General features: G+C 46.3%; 18 protein-coding genes. All 18 read right to left on the bottom strand.

The genetic code is table 11. The features are described from left to right. Window positions 1-49: 49 nt before the first annotated feature. Window positions 50-895, bottom strand: a complete 846-nt coding sequence (gene kdsA / locus ABD744_RS20540) for a 3-deoxy-8-phosphooctulonate synthase (RefSeq protein ID WP_344800474.1) — start codon at window positions 893-895, stop codon at window positions 50-52. A 15-nt stretch (window positions 896-910) separates the two neighbouring features. Beyond that, window positions 911-2,536, bottom strand: a complete 1,626-nt coding sequence (pyrG, locus tag ABD744_RS20535; protein ID WP_344800473.1) for a CTP synthase — start codon at window positions 2,534-2,536, stop codon at window positions 911-913. 184 nt (window positions 2,537-2,720) lie between these two features. Further along, entirely contained in the window at window positions 2,721-4,058 is a 1,338-nt protein-coding gene (gene tilS / locus ABD744_RS20530) for a tRNA lysidine(34) synthetase TilS (protein WP_344800472.1), read from the bottom strand. 57 nt (window positions 4,059-4,115) lie between these two features. Then, a complete protein-coding gene (locus ABD744_RS20525) occupies window positions 4,116-5,066 on the bottom strand; it encodes an acetyl-CoA carboxylase carboxyltransferase subunit alpha (protein ID WP_344800471.1) in 951 nt (316 codons plus the stop codon). 136 nt (window positions 5,067-5,202) lie between these two features. Further along, window positions 5,203-8,700 (bottom strand): DNA polymerase III subunit alpha, encoded by a 3,498-nt coding sequence (dnaE, locus tag ABD744_RS20520; RefSeq protein ID WP_344800470.1) that lies wholly within the window; start codon window positions 8,698-8,700, stop codon window positions 5,203-5,205. A gap of 108 nt (window positions 8,701-8,808) precedes the next feature. Next, window positions 8,809-9,417: a ribonuclease HII gene (gene rnhB, locus ABD744_RS20515; protein WP_344800469.1), complete on the bottom strand. Its 609-nt coding sequence runs from the start codon at window positions 9,415-9,417 to the stop codon at window positions 8,809-8,811. A gap of 1 nt (window position 9,418) precedes the next feature. Continuing rightward, window positions 9,419-10,564, bottom strand: a complete 1,146-nt coding sequence (gene lpxB / locus ABD744_RS20510; RefSeq protein ID WP_344800468.1) for a lipid-A-disaccharide synthase — start codon at window positions 10,562-10,564, stop codon at window positions 9,419-9,421. An 80-nt stretch (window positions 10,565-10,644) separates the two neighbouring features. Continuing rightward, entirely contained in the window at window positions 10,645-11,415 is a 771-nt protein-coding gene (gene lpxA, locus ABD744_RS20505; protein WP_344800467.1) for an acyl-ACP--UDP-N-acetylglucosamine O-acyltransferase, read from the bottom strand. Beyond that, a complete protein-coding gene (gene fabZ, locus ABD744_RS20500; RefSeq protein ID WP_344800466.1) occupies window positions 11,408-11,854 on the bottom strand; it encodes a 3-hydroxyacyl-ACP dehydratase FabZ in 447 nt (148 codons plus the stop codon). Before fabZ ends, lpxA begins: the two co-directional genes overlap by 8 nt. Window positions 11,855-11,891: 37 nt before the next feature. Further along, window positions 11,892-12,917, bottom strand: a complete 1,026-nt coding sequence (lpxD, locus tag ABD744_RS20495) for a UDP-3-O-(3-hydroxymyristoyl)glucosamine N-acyltransferase (protein WP_344800465.1) — start codon at window positions 12,915-12,917, stop codon at window positions 11,892-11,894. 119 nt (window positions 12,918-13,036) lie between these two features. Next, a complete protein-coding gene (locus tag ABD744_RS20490) occupies window positions 13,037-13,549 on the bottom strand; it encodes an OmpH/Skp family outer membrane protein (RefSeq protein ID WP_344800464.1) in 513 nt (170 codons plus the stop codon). 33 nt (window positions 13,550-13,582) lie between these two features. Then, entirely contained in the window at window positions 13,583-16,165 is a 2,583-nt protein-coding gene (gene bamA / locus ABD744_RS20485; RefSeq protein ID WP_344800463.1) for an outer membrane protein assembly factor BamA, read from the bottom strand. A 27-nt stretch (window positions 16,166-16,192) separates the two neighbouring features. Further along, window positions 16,193-17,551 carry a sigma E protease regulator RseP gene (rseP, locus tag ABD744_RS20480; protein ID WP_344800462.1) on the bottom strand — a complete coding sequence of 453 codons (1,359 nt, stop codon included), beginning with the start codon at window positions 17,549-17,551 and terminating at the stop codon, window positions 16,193-16,195. Between the two features lies 1 nt (window position 17,552). Then, entirely contained in the window at window positions 17,553-18,734 is a 1,182-nt protein-coding gene (gene ispC / locus ABD744_RS20475) for a 1-deoxy-D-xylulose-5-phosphate reductoisomerase (RefSeq protein ID WP_344800461.1), read from the bottom strand. Between the two features lie 3 nt (window positions 18,735-18,737). Continuing rightward, a complete protein-coding gene (locus tag ABD744_RS20470) occupies window positions 18,738-19,544 on the bottom strand; it encodes a phosphatidate cytidylyltransferase (protein WP_344800460.1) in 807 nt (268 codons plus the stop codon). A 56-nt stretch (window positions 19,545-19,600) separates the two neighbouring features. Then, window positions 19,601-20,350 carry a polyprenyl diphosphate synthase gene (gene uppS, locus ABD744_RS20465; protein WP_344800459.1) on the bottom strand — a complete coding sequence of 250 codons (750 nt, stop codon included), beginning with the start codon at window positions 20,348-20,350 and terminating at the stop codon, window positions 19,601-19,603. 102 nt (window positions 20,351-20,452) lie between these two features. Beyond that, a complete protein-coding gene (gene frr, locus ABD744_RS20460) occupies window positions 20,453-21,010 on the bottom strand; it encodes a ribosome recycling factor (RefSeq protein ID WP_344800458.1) in 558 nt (185 codons plus the stop codon). Further along, the gene (gene pyrH / locus ABD744_RS20455) at window positions 21,003-21,743 is read right to left on the bottom strand and encodes a UMP kinase (RefSeq protein ID WP_344800457.1); all 741 of its coding nucleotides are present in this window, start codon (window positions 21,741-21,743) and stop codon (window positions 21,003-21,005) included. The genes frr and pyrH overlap by 8 nt, the downstream gene beginning before the upstream one ends. Window positions 21,744-21,784 lie beyond the last annotated feature (41 nt).

The following is a 21,784-nucleotide window of genomic DNA, read 5'->3' as shown; positions in this document are numbered from 1 at the left end:
TTTAAAATATTTTAAACGAAATCGTTAAGCAGTGCTTATCCAGTCTTAATTAACTGGTCACTACAGGCTCAAAGCCTTTAATCAAATCATCCAGCTGCTTCAACTGAGATAAAAACGGCTCAAGCTTATCCAGTGGCAAGGCACATGGACCATCACACTTCGCCTCGTCCGGACTAGGGTGCGCTTCTAGGAACAAACCCGCAATCCCCTGAGAAATACCCGCTTTCGCCAAGTCCGTTACCTGAGCGCGACGACCACCCGCAGAATCCGCACGACCGCCCGGAGTTTGTAACGAATGCGTGACATCGAAGAACACAGGGTACTCAAACTCTTTCATCAACCCGAAGCCCAGCATATCAACAACCAGGTTGTTGTAACCAAAGGCACTGCCCCGTTCGCAAAGAATCAGGTTTTCATTTCCTGCTTCTTCACATTTACGAAGAATGTGCTTTATTTCATGCGGCGCCAAAAACTGTGCTTTTTTAATGTTGATGACCGCATCGGTTTCAGCCATCGCCTTCACCAAGTCAGTCTGACGCGACAAAAACGCCGGCAACTGAATGATGTCACACACCTCAGCAACCGGAGCGGCCTGGTACGGTTCATGAACGTCGGTAATGACCGGAACGTCGAAAGTCTTTTTGATTTCTTCAAAAATCTTTAAGCCTTCTTCCATGCCCGGGCCACGATAAGAATTAATCGAAGAACGGTTGGCTTTATCAAACGATGCTTTGAAGACATAAGGAATGCCGAGCTTGTCAGTGATCGTTTTGTAGTGTTCAGCAATTTGCATCGCTAAATCACGACTTTCCAAAACGTTCATTCCGCCAAACAAAACCATAGGTTTGTCGTTCGCAATTTCAATGTTCTGAACTTTAATCGTTTTCTGAGCCATAAAGATGTCCCTTTCTTATTTATTTGATTGCTCAAGTGCAGCATTGACAAAGCCACTGAACAAACCATGACCATCACGCGGTGTAGATGTAAATTCCGGGTGGAACTGACACGCGACAAACCAAGGGTGATCTTCCACTTCAACCACCTCAACCAGGTTCTGATCCACAGACACACCAGTAATTTTCAGGCCAGCTTCTTTTAATCGGTCAACGTAAGTATTGTTCACTTCGAAGCGATGTCTGTGACGCTCAACCACATTCTGCTTGCCATAGGACTCACGAACGGTAGAACCTTCAGCCAGCTGGCATTCCTGAGAGCCCAGACGCATAGTACCGCCCAGATCTGAAGCGGCATCGCGCTGCTCTACCTGGCCCTCGGCATCCACCCACTCAGTGATCAATGCAATTACCGGATCTTCACATGACTGTTCAAATTCCGTACTGCTTGCGCCTTTAAGGCCGGCAACATTACGCGCAAACTCAATCACGGCCACCTGCATACCCAGACAAATGCCCAAGTAAGGAATCTTATTCTCACGAGCAAACTGAACGGTTTTAATTTTACCTTCAACACCTCGGGTACCAAATCCACCAGGCACCAGGATGGCATCTTTACCTTCAAGGCAGGCAGTACCTTCTTTTTCGATTCGTTCCGAATCAATGTAGTCAAATTTGATCTTGGTACGGGATTTAAAGCCGGCGTGTTTAACCGCTTCGATCAGCGACTTATAAGCGTCCAACAACTCCATGTATTTACCCACCATGGCGATGTTAACTGTGTGCTCAGGATTCAGTTCTGCTTCCGCAACGGCCGCCCACTCGCTCAAGTCCGGTGCGCTTGCTTTGATGTTAAAACGATCACAAATGATTTGATCCAAGCCTTGCTCATGCAGCATTGCAGGAATCTTATAAATGGAGTTTGCATCCGGCAAAGAAATGACCGCACGCTCTTCAACGTTAGTGAACATCGCAATTTTACGGCGAGAATCCGTCGGAATGGACTGCTCAGAACGACAAACCAAAATGTCTGGCTGAATACCGATCGAACGCATTTCTTTTACAGAATGCTGTGTCGGCTTGGTTTTAGTCTCACCTGCGGTGGCAATGTAAGGCACCAGCGTCAAATGCATGAACATGGCGCGATTGCTGCCCAACTCAACTTTCATTTGACGAACCGCTTCCAAAAACGGCTGAGACTCAATATCACCCACCGTACCACCGATTTCCACCAAGGCCACATCGGCACCTTCTGCGCCATCAATGACTCGACGCTTGATCTCATCAGTAATATGAGGGATCACCTGAACCGTGCCGCCCAAGTAATCACCACGACGTTCTTTACGAATCACTTCTTCGTAAACACGGCCACTGGTGAAGTTGTTACGCTTAGTCATCTTGGTATGGATGAAACGCTCATAGTGGCCCAAATCCAAATCGGTTTCGGCGCCATCTTCCGTGACGAAAACTTCCCCGTGCTGATAAGGACTCATAGTACCCGGGTCCACGTTAATATATGGATCGAGTTTCATCATTGTGACTTTAAGTCCGCGCGCTTCCAGAATTGCGGCAAGGGAGGCGGAGGCAATGCCTTTTCCTAAAGAAGAAACAACGCCACCAGTTACGAAAATATATCGCGTCATACAGAACCCATCTTGGTTATAAATGCGGTGAGAAACAGGAAGAATGCCCTGATCAAGATGGGGCGCCAGAATACCAGAACACCCACCTTTGAACAATTCAAAATCGCAGAAAGAATGTATTTTTCTGGTGCAGTTTGCACCTTTTTTGTAACAGAGCGGAAAAAGTCAAAAATAGGCTCTGTTTTCAAGCTTTTTTTCGATTCCAAACCAACTTCCAACCGTATGCATCAGGTTTTGCTGCAAAGGCCTGATCAAAACTGTAATCACCCACCGATACAAGTTTGTCGTTGCAGTATAGCAGTGGAATTCGCCCTCGCTCCCAAGGTGGTATGTCCTGGGTTTGCAGCCATTTTTTAAGTTCACGGTGATGTGCCTCGTGGACGGGTTTAAACCGCTCGCCACCTTGTCGATAACGAATCTCGACCAGTCCCTCCGGCAAAACAAAACCACCCAACTGTGCCTCCAGAGACACCTGATCTCCAGAAGGTAATTCATACTCTTTGTTGTCTGAACTGGTGTCCAGTTTCAGACGGACGCCTGGATCAAATACCTCTGCCGCCTGAGAATAATAAAGTCGATTCCGAAAACGTCTAAACCTATGTTCTCCTACCGCAAGCTCCGACCGTGCATCCTCTTTCGCCAGACAAACTTCAGACCATAAAACCTGCAATTGCTTGGACGACAATGACTCTCCGGCCAAGGTAGTCACCCAATGAGAAAGCACCCCTAACTGTTCGTAATTGGGTAACGACATCAAGGAAGCAATATCCAGCCAATTTCCCTGCCCGTTTTGGCCAATCCATTGTGACCGGTAATAATTCAGTGAGTCTGAATCTTTACGCAATAACTCGGTGGTTCGTCTGACCGTCGATAACAACCCAGGCCAACGACCAATCAATTCTGGCAGTATTTTATGACGAAGAAAATTACGATCGTATTGCAGAGACTCATTACTTTCGTCTTCCACCCAATCAACGCCTAGCAAAAGCGCGTATTCATGAAGTACCGACCTCGATACCCCCAACAAAGGACGAAATAACTGGCCTGAAGCCAGAGACCGCTCTATAGGAATCGCAGCCAACCCCGAGATAGAAGCACCACGAATCAAACGCTGAAAGAAGGTTTCCGCCTGATCATTCAGATGATGCGCCATCAACAACACGTCACCCTGAGCTATATTTTGTTCAAACACCTGATAACGGGCCTTTCGCGCATTCTCTTCCAAAGACCCTTGATCAGACACGGAAACACGTTCAGCAATGATGGGAATATTAAGCGCTTGACACAAGCGCTCACAAAAGGACTGCCACTTCGCCGCTTGAAGACTGATGCCGTGATTCACGTGAATAGCCCGAATTGGGCGCGAGCTTTGTGATAAATGAAGCAGGTGCAACAGAACAACAGAATCCAGTCCACCACTGAGAGCCACACACCATCGTTCAACCGAATTCTCGGCCTCAAAGTTAGCCAGCTGCTGTTGAAATTCAGTCAGTAGCTGATCACGATCATTAGGGCTCTTCATATCAAGTGAAGTTCATATCAAATGAAGTTCTTATAAAGTGAGAATACGCGCTTAGCCTCAGTTGATGCCATTCGACATAAGGCGCTGGTAACGACGATCCAACAGTTGTTCCATAGGTAGCTGCTCCAGATTTTCTAACTGTTTCACCAACACCTGCTTCAAATGTTTGGCCATTTGCTGAGGGTCCCGATGGGCTCCGCCCAGAGGCTCGTCCAAGACCTGATCCACCAGCCCTAAACTCAGCAAACGTTCTGCAGTCACCCCCATGGACTCGGCCGCTTCCGGCGCTTTTTCTGCGCTTTTCCACAAAATAGAGGCACAACCTTCAGGTGAAATCACAGAGTAAATAGAGTACTTCAGCATAATCAGGTGGTCACAGACACCAATGCCCAGGGCGCCACCCGAGCCACCTTCACCGACAACGCATGAGATCACCGGCACATTTAAGTGGGACATCACCGCCAGGTTATGCGCAATCGCCTGGCTTTGACCGCGCTCTTCCGCATCAATGCCCGGGTAAGCACCCGGGGTATCAATGAAGGTTAAGATGGGTAATTTGAACCGTTCCGCCATTTCCATGACCCGGCACGCCTTTCGATAGCCTTCCGGCCTTGGCATGCCAAAATTTCTGCGGACTTTTTCTTTTACATTCCGGCCTTTCTGGTGACCAATGACCACCACTGGTCGCCCTTCCAAACGCGCAATGCCCGTTACAATCGCAGGGTCGTCCGCAAAATTCCGATCACCATGAAGCTCATCGAAGCCTTCAAAGATGTACTTTACGTAGTCCAGCGTATAAGGGCGCATTGGGTGGCGTGATACCTGCGCCACCTGCCAAGGGGTTAACTCAGAAAAAATCGATTCGGTCAGTGCAGTACTTTTATTTTGAAGGCGCTGAATCTCTTCATGAATGTTTAATTCATTATCATTGCCAACCAATCGAAGTTCTTCGATTTTATCCTGCAACTCAGAGATGGGCTGTTCAAAGTCCAGATACTGTGAATTCATTCATTACTCTTCAAACAAATGGTAAGTAAAACGCCCAGACAATTCGATGACACATCTGAAAGCGACATAAACAATTCTTAAAAAAGCGATCTTACTGCAATAGAACCTACGCCAAAATATTCTAACCCAAAAATGGTCATATGTCAGAATTTCGATACAGTATCTCTACACGTTCGTGACCAAATTCCGATCTGAGTAAACTGACACTCTCATCATTAGGGGCCAATTTCCAGTCATCTCCCAAACGGACGCGACCTCTGGCATCGTCTCTTTGGTAATCCACCAAAACCGGCACGCCTTCCGGCGTGAACGTCAACGAACTTTGAGTCAGCATTTTATTAAACACGTCTGGGTCTTTCGCTTCATTAAGTTTGACCCGGATGTATTTGGCGTATTTGGTTCTGGCCTGACCAATATCAATCAAGGATTTCACACGACAACGAATGCCTTCGGTGTAGTAGTCGTAACTCACATCCACCTCTGCGACCACCAGAACATCAGGCTTCAACCAATCTTTATGCTCGGCATACAGTTCACCAAAGAGGCCTATTTCAACGCGTGCGGTTCGGTCATCCAATGCAAGAAAAGCTAAAGTATCGCCCTTCTTGCTTTGCATGGTACGCACGTCCATCACTAACCCGGCAATAATATAGGATTTGGACTTATCAGCCTGAAGCGCCGACAAACGACAGGTCACAATTTCTTTAACTTCAGATTCGTATTCTTCGATCGGATGCCCTGTCAGGAATAAACCTAAGGTATCCTTCTCTTTGGATAACTTCTCTTTAGGCGACCACTCACGGATATGACGAAACTCTTCATACACATCACGTTCTGTATCTTCCGCCATCAGCTCACCGAACATGTCCACCATTCCGGCATCCTGGTTTTTAGCAGACTGATCCGCAGAGCGAACGGCATCCGGTACAGCGGCCAATAAAGCTGCACGGTTCGGCCCTAATTTATCAAACGCACCACAAAAAATAAGCGATTCCAGCGTCCGTTTATTTACTTTCTGAGTACCCACTCGTTCACAGAAATCAAAAAGATCCGTAAACGGGCCATCCTGTCTTGCTGTCAAAATCGCATCTACAGGGCCTTCACCTACCCCTTTTACCGCCCCCAGGCCATAAACCACCTGATCCTGATCATTTACGGTGAACTTAAACTCAGATTCATTAATGTCCGGCAATACCAGACTGAGTTTCATCTCACGGCACTCTTCAATGAAGACAACCACCTTCTCGGTCTTATCCATATCAGAAGACAGTACCGCAGCCATAAACGCAGCCGGATAGTGGGTTTTTAACCAAAGCGTTTGATAAGAAACGATGGCATAAGCCGCCGAGTGCGATTTGTTAAAGCCGTAGCCCGCAAACTTTTCCACAAGGTCAAAGATGTTCATCGCCAAGTCAGGGTCAACCCCTTGTGAAATTGCCCCTTCACGGAAAGTCCCCCGTTGCTTGGCCATTTCTTCCGGTTTTTTCTTACCCATTGCCCGGCGCAACATGTCCGCTCCACCCAGGGTATAACCAGCCAATTCCTGAGCGATCTGCATGACCTGTTCCTGATAAACAATCACACCATAGGTTGGCTCAAGGATTTCTTTCAGGCAATCGTGCTGATAATCAGGATGGGGATAAGCCACTTCCGCACGACCGTGTTTACGGTCGATGAAATCCTGTACCATGCCAGATTCCAGCGGCCCGGGCCGAAACAAGGCCACCAGTGCGATCAAATCTTCAATATTATCGGGCTGAAGACGACGAATAAGGTCCTTCATTCCTCGCGATTCCAACTGGAAAACTGCTGTGGTTTCCGCTCGCTTCAATAACGCAAACGATTCCTGATCATCCAAAGGAATCTGGCTGATATCAACCGGTTCTAACCCTTGCTTTTGACGCTTAGCATTCACGGTCTGAAGCGCCCAATCCACAATGGTCAGTGTCCGCAAACCCAGGAAGTCAAACTTCACCAGACCAGCTTCTTCTACGTCGTTTTTATCAAACTGAGTAACCACCCCTGTTCCATCAGGGTCACAGTTAACAGGTGAGAAATCGGTTAATTTGGTCGGCGCAATTACCACACCACCTGCGTGTTTACCGGTTCCTCGAGTCACACCCTCCAGTTTTAAAGCCATCTCCCAGATTTCCTGGGCTTCATCATCCGTTTCCAGAAACTCTTTCAGTTCTGCAACTTCTTCAATGGCGTCTTTCAGTTTCATGCCAGGCGTGGCCGGAATCAATTTTGACAGTCGATCGGCCAAGCCATAAGACTTGCCCTGAACACGGGCCACATCACGAACCACCGCTTTTGCAGCCATGGTGCCAAAGGTAACAATCTGAGAAACCGCTTCTTTGCCGTAATTATCCGAAACGTACTTAATGACCTTATCACGATTATCCATACAGAAATCGATATCGAAATCGGGCATAGAAACACGTTCTGGGTTCAGGAATCGCTCAAACAGCAAATCGTATTCGAGCGGGTCCAGATCGGTAATCTTTTGAGCATAAGCCACCAAGGAACCGGCACCGGAACCACGGCCTGGCCCAACCGGAATGTCGTTGTCCTTACCCCACTGAATAAAGTCCATTACGATCAGGAAGTAACCCGGGAAACCCATCTGAAGAATAATATCGAGTTCAAAGTTCAACCGGTCGTAATACGCTTGACGACGTTCTTCATAATCAGGCGCAGCTTTATCTAAAATCACCTTCAGCCGCTCTTCCAGCCCCTCCGCAGACAGCTCCCGGAAAAACTGATCCATGGTTTTGCCTTCCGGAACTGGAAATTCCGGCAGATAATAAGTCCCTAACTTCACTTCCAGGCTGCATCGTTTGGCAATTTCAACGGAATTCTGAAGCGCACTGGGGACATCTGAAAACAGCTCAGCCATTTGCTCAGGTGATTTCAGGTACTGTTCTTCGGTGTAGTTATGCGGTCGTCTTGGATCAGAGAGTGCGAAGCCTTGGTTAATACATACCCGCGCCTCATGGGCCTCAAAATCAGTGGCTTCAATAAAACGAACATCATTGGTCGCAACCACAGGCAAATTCAACTCTGAGGCTAATTCAAGCGAACCATGCAAACTTTCATCATCGCCATCACGACCACAACGATGCAGTTCAAGATAAAAACGATCTTTAAATAAATTCGCCCAGTAAACGGTGCGCTCCCTGGCCATGTCGAGATTGCCCTTTCTCAAAGCAAAACCAATATCGCCGTCTTTACCACCGGAAAGTAAAATCAGCCCTTCATTTTTTTCTTCAATCCAGGCTTTCTTAGCAATTGGCACTGCGTCCCTCTGCCCGACCAGATAAGCATCGGACAGAATTTCAGTCAGATTACGATAACCTTTTTCATTCAGGCACAATAAACAAATCCGAAATGGATGATCCAGGTCTTCTTCATTTTCCAGCCAGACGTCAGCGCCCATGATTGGTTTAAGGCCACTACCTTGCGCACCCTTATAAAACTTCACCAGACCAAACAGATTTCCCTGATCCGTTAACGCCACCGCTGGAGCATTTTGCTCCACGCTTTTCGACAACAGAGATTTGACTTTAACGATGCCATCAATAAGAGAGAATTCCGAATGAACTCTCAAATGAACGAAGGGAACAGATGACATGAAAAACTCCAGGTAACAGACTAAACAGAATTAATAAGAAACAGACAACGAAGCACGCCAGAATACCATAAACACCCTTAGTCAAAACACGCTAAAAATCTATTTGAATCAGAATAACGAAAGATTCTTTTGAACCGGGCCGAAACTGCGCCGGTGATACTTAGTCACACCGTGTTTTTCAATGGCTACGATATGCGCCTTGGTTGGGTAGCCTTTGTGTTTGGCGAAGCCATACTCAGGAAATTGTTTATCCAAGGCTACCATTTCACGGTCACGAGTTACTTTGGCTAGGATAGAAGCGGCGGCGATCGCCTGATGGCGGGCGTCGCCTTTAACAACTGCCTCAGCCGGACAAGATAATTCAGGAGGAATCCGGTTGCCATCAATCAAAGCAAATTCGGCCTTAGGACTTAACATATCAATTGCCCGTTTCATCGCCAACATAGAGGCATTCAGAATATTGAGTTCATCAATTTCCGCCACAGAGGCTCGGGCTATGCCGTAACTCAATGCTTGATCAATAATCTGGTCAAACAATAACTCTCGTTTTTTTTCACTGAGTTTTTTCGAATCATTTAAACCTTCAATGGGCCGTTCAGGATCAAGAATCACCGCAGCAGCCACCACATCCCCGGCCAAAGGGCCGCGACCGGCTTCATCCGCACCCGCCAGCAACAAACCTTTAAACTCAGGAACGAAAGGATCTAAATCAGCCATATTATTTTCCGATCAATGCCAGGACAGCAGTAGCCGCTTTTTCATTTCCACCTTGCTGCAACAATGTATGAATGCCATAAAACTCATCAACAACCGATTTATATTTTTCAGGATGCTGTAATCGATCAAGCACTTCTGCCGATATATTTTCAGGTGTCGCATCGTCCTGAATCAATTCAGGCACCAAGGCTTTATTGGCTAACAGATTAGGCAAAGAAACATAGTCAATTTTGACGATTCGTTTGGCAATCGAAAACGTCAATGACGCCATCTTATAAACAACAACGATGGGTCGCTTATGAAGTGCCGCTTCCAATGTAGCAGTACCGGAAGCCAAAGCGATCACATCTGATGCAGCCATCACTGTTCGACTCTGGCCGTCAACAATGTGAATATCTTTTCCTATCCCGGACATGGTTTGTATGGCTTCAATTTGAGTTCTTCGTAACTCGTTAGCCGCCGGTAACACCAACTGTACTTCAGGTATGACGGCTTTTATCTGATCCGCAGCCCGCAATAACGTTGCCCCAATGTACTTAATTTCTCCACCGCGACTGCCAGGCAGAATCCCGACCACAGGACGATTCACGTCCAACCCCAACGCCTGACAGGCTTCATTCCTATCTGGATTCATTTCAATATCATCGGCCAAAGGGTGACCAACAAAACACTCTTTCATCTGGTGTTGCTGATAAAACTTGCTTTCAAATGGCAGCAAGGTCAGCATCAGATCCGTACTCTCTTTGATCTTAAAGATACGTTTTTTACGCCATGCCCATACAGACGGACTCACATAGTGGGCCGTTGGAATGCCCAAAAGCTTGAGCTTCTTCTCCATGCGTAAAGTAAAATCCGGGGCATCAATTCCGATAAACACATCAGGCGGATTTTCTTTAAAGTGGCGATACATCTTACGGTGAATACCAATCAGCTCCCGTATGCGCCCAAGCACCTCAACCAACCCCATCACAGAAAGTCTTTCCATTGGAAAGTGAGAAGTAAACCCTTGCTCAATCATCAAAGGGCCACCAATGCCCTCAATAATTGCGTCGGGGTATCTGGCTCTTAGAGATTTGATCAAGCCAGCTCCCAAAATATCACCTGACGCTTCACCGGCAATGATGCCTATCCGTAAAGGTTTACTCATACACTCACACTCAACACAGGAAAATTGGTCACAAAAAAGCCGCCCCATCCGGACGGCTGATTATAAACACGACTTAAAATCTAACGGGCAATACCGCGCGTTGATGCCAGCACGGAATCTAAAAAGACTTTCACAGCAGCGGACTCTGCGGCCATCGGCTCAATTTCTTTCAGGGCCTCTTCAAGTCGTAAACCCTGACGGTAAACCAGCTTATAACAGTTTCTTAAGTCACGAATATCTTCTTTACTGAAGCCCCGACGCTTTAATCCTTCGATATTAATTGCCGCCGGCTTCATCGGATTACCATTCCCAATCACATACGCAGGCACATCCTGATTCACAGCTGAACCACCACCGATCATAGCGTGCGCGCCGATTTTTGAGAACTGATGAACCCCTGTACCACCGCCCAAAATAGCCCAATCGCCAATATGAACATGTCCGGCAACTAAGGCATTATTCGCCACAATACAGTTATCACCCAAAATCACGTCATGTGCAATGTGGGCATAACACATCAAAAGATTACCTGATCCGATCTGGGTCAGACTTTCGTCCTGAATCGTACCCCGATGAATCGTCACCCCTTCACGAATGACGTTATTATCACCAACCTTTAACCGAGTCGGTTCACCTGCGTATTTTTTATCCTGGCAATCTTCACCAACACTGGCGAATTGAAAGATCCGGTTATTTTTGCCAATTTCGGTTGGCCCTTTCACTATCACATGAGGACCTATTACCGTTCCTTCACCAATAGTGACATCAGGACCCACGATACTCCAGGGCCCGATTTCTACACCTTCAGCGATGTTCGCACTAGGATCAATTATTGCTCTTGGATCAATCAAGATTTACCTGCCTTTCAACACACATAATTTCAGCCACACAAGCGACTCGTTCATTTACCAAGGTACGACATTTAAACTTTAGCAGATGATGACGACATTCAATAAACTCTGCTTCATGGTCTAACCTGTCTCCTGGAAAGACCGGTTGTTTAAACCGGACTTTATCAGCACCAGCAAAATAATATAAAAAGCCTTCCGATGCCTTTTTATTTTGTAACTGATACGACAAAATACCTGCGACCTGAGCCATAGATTCAAGAATCAACACCCCAGGCATGATGCTATGCCCGGGAAAATGACCATCAAAAAAAGGTTCATTCACGGTAACATTCTTATAGGCTTTGATTGTCTTGTTATCAAAGTCCATCTCCGTAACCCGGTCCACTAACAGGAACGGGTAACGGTGTGGTAAGCACGCTCTAATTTCTTCGATATCCATATCTTAGGCCTCACTTACTCAATCGTTTAAATTCACATTAACCGTTTAAGGCTTCCAACTGCTTTTCTAACTTTTTAACTTTTTTCGCCATCTCATCAAGCTGTTTAAAACGCACCACGCTCTTACGCCAGTCAGAGGCTTTCTGCATGCCCGTCCCCGAGGCATACGTTCCCGCCTCCTTGATAGAACCCGTTACTGTGGTGGTTCCCACAAGCTGTACGCCGTCTGCCAATTTAATGTGACCAGCAATCACCGAGCCGCCGCCAATCATGCAATAGCGACCAATTTCAGTACTGCCTGCAACGCCAGCACAACCAGCCATTGCGCTGCCAGTACCAATTTTCACATTGTGAGCAATTTGAATCTGATTATCCAAAATCACGTTATCTTCGATGATGGTATCGTCGATTGCGCCTCGGTCGATGGTTGTGTTGGCACCAATTTCAACACGGCTACCAATTTTCACCCCACCAATTTGTGCAATTTTATGCCAGACGCCTTTATCATTGGCATAACCAAACCCATCACTGCCGATCACTGCGCCGCTTTGAATCACTACCTGATCACCCATTTCAACACCGTGATAAACAGTAACTCTCGGAAACAAGCGGCAATTCGCACCCAACTTGGACCCGGCACCAATGGTTACGTGCGCCATTAACTCTGTGTCATCGCCAATGACAGCATCCTCATCAATGACCACATACGGTCCAATGATCACATTTTGACCAAGCGTTGCAGACTCAGCAATGACCGCAGTCGAGTGCACTTGGGGTGCTCGTTTGGGCGCAGGATCAAACAAATGCGATAATTTCGCGAAGGCCAAATAAGGATTCGCCATCACAATGGCTGGCCCCTCAAACAAGTCAGCGTGTTCTTCCGTTAAAATAACAGCCGACGCTTCGCAAGTTTTCAGTGCAGGAATATACTTAGGATCACTCAGAAAGGTAATATCGCCTGACGCAGCTTTGTCCAATGCCGCCAACGAACTCACTAGAACCGATTCATCACCTCTTAGTTCGGCCCCTAAAAATTGAGCGATGTCAGAAAGAGTTTGCGCCATGTTCAATTCACCTTATGATCCGTTGTCAAAATTTCAGAAACTCAATAAGAGATTTACCGGATAAAAAGAAACGCATATAAGTCAGACTTACATGCGTTTTTTCTTCCAATACGTTTCAGTTATTTAGCTTGATTGCTGTTCAGCTTTTCCAATAACTTTAAAGTGATGTCCAAGTCCGGGCTCACCCACAAAGTTGCTTCGCGAGTCACCAACAAATCAATTTTTAATTCGTCTACCAGCTCTTTCAAAGCCGCATCAATGGTCGCTTTATTTTGACCCAGAAACTGCTTTTCACGCTGAGCCTGCATTTTCTGAAGTTTCTGAACAATGTGCTTATAATCTGCTTTTTTACTTTGAATTTCTTCAAACAAACGACGCTTATCATCTTCCGTCATCAGCATGCCATCACGCTGACCTTTTTCTTGTTTGGCCTTAATTTCCTGTTCAAGCTGTGTCAAACGCTCCTGTTCAGGTTTGAATTCATTTTGTAATTCAGCCACTGCCGCTTTCGCCGCTGTTGAAGACATCAGTGCCCGATAGATATCCACCACTGCAATATTGGCTTCAGCCGAGGCCAACGAAGGTAAAACAGCCATCATACAAACAGACAAAAAAGTAATTAGTTTCTTCACAATTAAAGTCCTTAACCTTGTTATTATTGAATATTAAAATGGTCTTCCCAAGGCAAATTCAAACACCTGAGTATCGTCACCATCCTTGTCATTAAGCGCCTTTGCCAAACTGAAAGACAGCGGCCCAATCGCAGTCACCCACGATAATGAAACACCTGCTGCCGCACGTATTTCTCCTAATTCGAACTCATATTCAGTGCGGTTAGTATCAAACACCTGACCGGCATCTACGAAAAACGCAGTACGGAATGAGCTTTGGTCATCCACAAACGGTAACGGGAAGATCAATTCAGCAGAGCCTTCCATCAAGACGTTGCCGCCGAACGGGTCATCGTCACCCACCTCAACCGTTTGATAGACTCCATTTTCATCAATCACATACGCAGGATAAGAGTCACAATCTCCATTATCACACTGCTCAACAGCTGTTCTTGTTGCATAGACTTCAGCAGGAGTCGTTCTTGGTCCTAACGAGTTAGAAGCAAAACCTCGAACTGAGCCTATGCCGCCTGCGTAATAATGCTCCCAGAACGGCATGGCACTGGCATCACCGTAAGAGTCGCCATAGCCCAGCTCGGTACGGAACCTCAGCACGTAATCGTTCTTCTTGGTCAGCGGCTTAAACAACTGACCTTTATAGGTCAATTTATAAAAACTGACGTCACTGATCGGCGTCGCCACCTCTAAAGCCAACGATTGCGAAGCGCCCGCCGTTGGCATCAAACCACGATTCAAAGTAGAGCGAGACCAGGAAGTAGTGATCGAGAAATCCCGAAACAAATCACCCTCCTCATCAATAAAACCACCGGCTTCTTCAGAAGGTCTATCAACAACGCCAAGACTGCAACTAGGGTCATCAAACTCACAGATAATATTATTATTTGCTGTAGGGTCACTGCTGCCAGCAGTAGAGTCCGTGGTGTAGTGCTCATTCACATAATGATCAACCCCATCAAGCGGGTCAGGCGAGCCTGAAATTTCCTGGGCAGGCTCTGAACCCAGCGTAATTTCCGTCTGAGATACACTGAAGTCCAGATTGATTCGCTCGACGTTGCTGATTGGATAACCAAAGTTGACACCACCACCAAAACGGTCGGTCTGATAGCTGGAAATGTCGGCTTCGCTGTAATCCGTTTCCTGATAGAACAAATTAAATCCGCGACTGATGCCATCCACCGTAAAGTAAGGATCAAGATAGGAGAAGTTCACACTGTTTCGGAAGTCGCTTCGGGACACCCCGAAAGACACACGATTACCCGTGCCCATCCAGTTATTCTGGCTGACACTGGCGCTTAGAATTAAACCGCTTGATTGAGAGAAACCAACACTGGCGGTTAAGCTGCCTGAAGACTGTTCTTCCACTGAATAAACCACATCAATCTGATCCGTAGTACCCGGCACAGGCGGCGTTTCAACGTTAACGGTTTTGAAGAAGCCCAGACGCTCCAGACGTGTTTTGGATTGTTCAATCTTATTGGTCGAAGCCCAGCCGCCTTCCAGCTGACGCATCTCTCGTCGAATCACTTCGTCTTTAGTTTTGGTGTTACCTTTGAAAGAGATACGACGAACGTAAGCACGTTTGCCCGGATCAACAAAGAAAGTAATATCGACTTTATTTTCGCCAGGAACCTTTTGAGGAATGCCATTAACGTTAGCAAAGGTATAACCCTCATTACCTAAACGCTTGGTAATGAAATCGGAACTTAGGGTCACTAACTGCCTTGAGAAAATCTGTTCTGAATCCACCAAAATCAGGCGACGCACTTCTTCCTCTGAAACAACCACATCACCAGCCAGATTCACTTCATTGACAGTGTATTGCTCGCCTTCAAAGATATTGATGGTGACGAAGATTTCAGACTTATCCGGGCTGATGGAAACCTGGGTGGATTCAACACTGAAGTCGATGTAGCCGCGATCCAAATACCAGGACTTTAACTTCTCTAAGTCACCAGACAGTTGCTCACGGGAATAGTTACCTGAACTGGTAATGAAGGACATCCAGTCTTTTTCAGACAAATCAAACTGGTTCAAAAGGTCTTCGGATTCAAACGTTTCATTGCCCACAATATTTATGTGAGTGACCGCCGCCAAAGTTCCTTCTTTAATATCGATGTTCAACGAAACGCGGTTTCGAGCCAACTCTTCGATATTAACTTTAACATCGGCATCGTAGCGACCTTGGCCAATGTATTGTCGCTCAAGCTCTTGTTCAATCAGTTCAATGGTCATCCGCTTAAACAAACGACCTTCAGCCAACCCGGCCTGCTCAAGCCCTTTGGTTAATTCTTCATCGGGGATAGACGAGTTGCCTTTAAACTCAATGCCACTGATAAAAGGTCGTTCCTTCACTTCGATGATCAAAACACTGCCTTCCCGGCTTAACTTGATATCATCAAAAGATCCGGTTTTATACAAAAGCTTCGTTGCTTCTGCCAAGCGGCGAGGATTGACTGTATCACCAACGGATACAGGAAAAGACGCAAATACACTACCAGCAGTCACCCGCTGAAGACCATCTACCCGAATATCAGTAACAGTAAACGCATTTGCAAAAGAAAAAGACGGTAAAAAAGCCAGAACAAAAAATAAACGTCGAAAACTAAAATTCAGCACGCAACAACATCCCTGAATAGAATAGGGTTAACTTCCAATAAACCAGCGGCTTATATCATTAAATACGGCAAATATCATGAGTGTGCCAATCATTAACACACCGACTTTTAAACCTAACTCCTGAATACTTTGAGAGAGGGGTTTGCCACGCGCAAACTCTATTAGGTAATACACCAAATGTCCACCATCCAATACCGGGATTGGCAACAAATTCAACACACCAAGACTGACACTGACGTAGGCAAGGAAGGACAGAAACGGCACCAAGCCATAACTTACAGAATCGCCTGCAACTTTTGCGATGGTAAGCGGGCCACTGATGTTCTCAACGGAGATCAAGCCGGTAATCATTTTCCATATAGACTCAAGCGTCAAAACAGACATGTCCCAGGTCTTGATCACACCCAATTGCAAGGATTCAAAAAAGCCATACTCCAGCTCAATCAAATACTCTTCCGGCCAGCTGACGGTCTGAACCGACGCACCCATGTAACCGATCTGTTTACCCGAATCATTTGACTTTGAACCTGGTGTTAAGTCCAAATTCAAAGACTGACCTTCCCGAAGTACTTCAAGTGAAAGCGTCTTACCTGGATTGGCCTGAACAAGTTCAACCACCTCACGCCAGTCAGCCACCTCAGTATCATTGATAGCAAGCAAGGTATCCCCGGTTTGCAAACCGGACGCATCCGCCGCACTTCCTTTAACCACTTCATTTAAAACCGGCGGAATAGGCAGTTGAAACGGTTTAATACCCAGCGATGTAAAAGGGTCTGGGTCCCGAACACCCTCTTGCCAGCGATCGATCTTCAAGGTGTGATTTGTTGGCCAACCATTTGAGCTTTCGGTAACCATCTGAATTTCGCCCGATTCACCTATCCGGCGAACCAGTGCCAACTGTACCTGAGTCCAGTTCAGTACTTGTTTACCGTCCACTTCAGTGATAACCTGATCTGGAGTTAAACCTGCTTTACTCGCAATTGATTCAGGAACCACCTCACCAATCATCGGCTTTACTGTAGTGCTGCCAATGCCAAACACAGCCGCATACAAAACGATGGCTAACAAAAAGTTGGCAATCGGCCCGGCCGCTACCACCGCAATACGTTGCAATACAGGTTTACGATTGAATGATTTATCTAACTTTTCCGCTGGAATATCACCTTCCCGCTCGTCCAGCATTTTGACATAACCGCCGAGAGGAATCGCCGCTACCACAAATTCAGTGCCGTGCTTATCGGTCCATCGAAACAAAGGCTTACCAAAGCCGATAGAAAATCGCAGAACTTCGACACCGCAACGTCGAGCCACCCAAAAGTGCCCAAACTCATGAAAGGTAATCAATACCCCCAGAGTTACCAGCGTTGCCAAAAGCATTTGTAGCATATTAACGACCGTCCAATTTTTCTATTTGTTTTTTGGAAACTGTCCTAGCCAGAGAGTCCGCCTCAAGAATTGAATCCAGACTGTCTACGTTTCGATTTTCAATTTCGTTAAGAGTTCCCTCAACCACACGAGGAATATCCATAAATGCGATTTTTTTCGACAAAAAGGAGGATACTGCAATTTCATTCGAGGCGTTTAACACCGCTGGTGCTATGCCCCCAACACGAAAAGACTCCATTGCGTGCTTTAAACAAGGAAAACGAACCAAATCCGGCTTTTCAAAATTCAGCTGAGCCACTTCAAACAAGTCAAGCGATTCAACCCCGGAGGCCAAACGCTCAGGCCAGGCCAGGCCATATGCAATCGGAGTCCGCATATCCGGGTTACCCATTTGCGCGATAACGCTGCCATCAACATATGACACCATCGAGTGGATAACACTTTCTGGGTGAACAACCACTTGCACTTGATCTGCCGAGCAATGAAACAACCAACACGCTTCAATCAGTTCCAACCCTTTATTCATCAAAGAAGCGGAGTCCACCGAGATTTTCTGCCCCATTGACCAATTTGGGTGCGCCACCGCTTGAGCGGGTGTCACAGAATTGAGTTGATCCAGAGTAAACTGGCGAAAAGGGCCACCAGAGGCCGTCAACAGTATTTTCTCAACACCGGTATGTTGATCAAACCGACCATTGGGAAGACATTGAAAAATGGCGTTATGTTCACTGTCAATGGGCAACAGAACCGCGCCGGACTGCTCTACAGTCTCCATGAATATCTGACCAGACATCACCAAGGATTCTTTATTGGCCAGCAATACCCGCTTCCCGGCCTTCGCGGCTGCAAGATTAGGTAATAGCCCTGCCGCCCCAACGATGGCAGCCATGACCACATCAACAGATTCATGAGAAGCAATATAAGCTAATGACTCACTTCCAAATAAAACCTGTGTATCCAAGCCATCCAGTAAGTGTGTCAGTTTCCTGGCAGAAGCTTCGTCTGCAACTACAGCATAAACAGGAAGGTACTGCTGACAAAGGGCCGCTAACTCATCTACTCTGGAAAAGGCAGAAAGCGCAAACACATTGAATCGATCTGAATGGCGTTTAACCACATCCAGAGTGCTTAAACCAATACTGCCCGTTGCGCCTAATATTGTGATCTGTTGAGGACTATGCATAAATCAAAAAGTCAAACCAGATATAAGCAACAAAAGTGCAAACACAGGAGCGGCTGCTGTTAAGCTATCCACACGATCCAACACGCCGCCATGACCAGGAAGCAACTGACTGCTGTCCTTAATACCGCGATATCGTTTAAACATACTTTCCGTCAAATCACCCAGTACAGAAACCGCAATCGTCACCGCACTGACCAGTGCAAGAATAATTAACTGAACAGGTGACATCCCGACAAAAACACCCACACTGATACCAATAATCATGGCAGAAACCATTCCACCCCAAAAACCCGCCCATGATTTGCCAGGACTTACTTTGGGAGCCAGCTTACTTACCCCCCACTTCTTACCAGCGAAGTAAGCTCCAACATCAGCCCCCCAGACCATCAAACATAGGTACAGCAAAACAAGCTCACTGTTTTCCTGAAGTTTCAGCCAAAGCAGACCTTTCCAGAAAGGAACAATTACCAGTACACCAATAGCAAGGCGCATCCACTTAGCAGCCCACAGCGACGCCAACCCAGGATAAGCCAACACCAATACCAGAGCCAAACCCCACCAGGCAATACCGATACTCAACACATTAATGCCCGGCGCGGTATAGATTCCAAACATAGCCAAACCGATCACAACCGAATACGCCACTCTTTTTAATTGGCTCTCAAAACCGGCCAGATTTGCCCACTCCCAAGCACCAATCATAGCCACAGCACCTACAAATAAAGCAAAATACTCGTAAGGCAAAAAGAAAATTCCGCCAATGGCCAACGGAGCCAACAACAATGCAGTGATAATTCGCTGCTTTAACATAACAATTCCTTTCCTATATCCCTAAAGCGTCTAGAGTAAAGCCATTCCTACGGCCATCACAAACCTGAATTCGATTCCACTTGTTCGCACGTCATACCAAAACGTCTTTGACGACGACCAAAATCTGCTATTGCAGCCAACAAAGCTTCTTCTTTAAAGTCAGGCCAATACAAATCACTGAAGTACAGCTCGGCATAGGCAGCCTGCCATAGCATGAAGTTACTTATACGGGTTTCACCACCGGTACGAATGTACAAGTCAGGAGCAGACACCCCCGACAGGCCGATGTGGCTTTCAAAATAATCACGACTTATGTCCTCAGGTTTAATCTTACCCAAAGCAACATCTGTCGCGCATTGCTGAGCGGCATTCACAATATCCCACTCACCACCATAATTTGCAGCAATCACCAAAGTCATTGCATCATTATCTTTTGTTTTCTGTTCTGCTTCATGAATATGGGCCTGCAATGTATCGCTGAATCGCGACTTGTCACCCATAATTCTCAGACGAATGTTGTTTTTATGCAGCTTTCGAACTTCGTTTTTCAACGCCAAAAGAAAAAGAGACATTAACCCCTTTACTTCATCTTCCGGCCGATTCCAGTTTTCACTACTGAAGGCAAATAAAGTCAGACTCTCTACCTTTTGAGACAAACAGGTCTCTACAACATTACGAACCGCATCCAAACCGGCTTTATGGCCAGCAAGCTTCGGTAATTTACGTTGTTTGGCCCAGCGATTATTACCATCCATGATAATGGCAATATTCTTCGGCGTTATTTTCTCTACTGAGTCAGCAGTCATAATAAACAGTCAATAAAAAATAAAAACATCAATACCAAAAAAACAGGTAGATACTAAATACCTACCTGTCAGTAACACAACTCAAACTGAGCCAGAACCGGTTTAGATTTCCATCAAATCCGCTTCTTTTTTAACAAGATCCGCATCCACCTGAGCGATGAACTTATTCGTGATCTTTTGAACTTCATCTTCTGCACGACGAGCATCATCTTCAGTCAGCTCTTTCTCTTTAAGAAGATCTTTAATATCCGAGTTCGCATCTCTTCGGGCATTTCGCACAGATACACGCGCCGTCTCTGCTTCAGCACGAGCCTGTTTGATGTAGTTCTTACGGGTTTCTTCCGTCAATGCCGGCATCGGCACTCGAATCTTATCACCATTAGTCGATGGATTAAGACCCAGATCAGCCTTCATGATCGCCTTTTCAATTTCAGGCACCATCGGCTTTTCCCAAGGCACAACCGCTAAGGTTCTGGCGTCTTCAACGTTGATATTCGCCAATTGACTTAACGGAGTATCAGCGCCGTAATAAGACACCATCACACCATTTAGAATACTTGGGTGCGCACGGCCCGTACGAATTTTAGCGAACGCGTTCCCTAACGCTTCAATGGACTTTTTCATCCGATTTTCAGCGTCCTGCTTAACTTCATTAATCATTCTTCGCCCCTTCAATTAATGTGCCTTCGTCGCCACCATTAACTGCGGTTAACAGTGCACCAGGCTTATTCATATCCAACACTCGAATTGGCATGTTATGGTCACTGCACAAGCAAATAGCAGTCAAATCCATCACACCCAACTTACGTTCTAACACTTCATCAAATGACAAGCTGTCGTATCTTACTGCATCTGGATTTTTAACCGGATCATCCGTATAAACGCCATCCACTTTAGTTGCTTTAATCACAACGTCAGCTTCAATTTCAATACCGCGCAAACACGCCGCTGAATCCGTAGTAAAGAACGGGTTACCAGTTCCTGCAGAGAAAATCACCACATCACCCATATTCAGGTAACGCATGGCTTTTCTGCGGTCGTAGTGCTCAACCACACCACTCATTGGAATAGCAGACATAACATGAGATGAAATATTCGAACGCTCAAGCGCGTCCCGCATGGCCAGGCCATTCATAACCGTTGCCAACATCCCCATATGATCACCAGTAACACGATCCAGGCCTGCTTCACTTAAAGCAGCGCCACGATATATGTTACCGCCACCGATAACTAAACCAACCTGGACACCAATACCTACCAATTGACCTACAACCAAGGCCATATCATCCAGAACTTTCGGGTCAATCCCAAAATCGCCCTCACCCATGAGAGCTTCACCACTCAACTTGAGCAGAATACGCTTATATTTAGCTTGACTGTCTTTGACGGGCATAAACCTAATCTCGCATATTTTAAATCACGCGCAAGTATACA

The organism is Litoribacillus peritrichatus, assembly GCF_039537985.1.
Taxonomy (GTDB): domain Bacteria; phylum Pseudomonadota; class Gammaproteobacteria; order Pseudomonadales; family Litoribrevibacteraceae; genus Litoribacillus; species Litoribacillus peritrichatus.
Note: the sequence above shows the minus strand (reverse complement) of the source record. Positions and strands in the feature narration are given on the sequence as shown.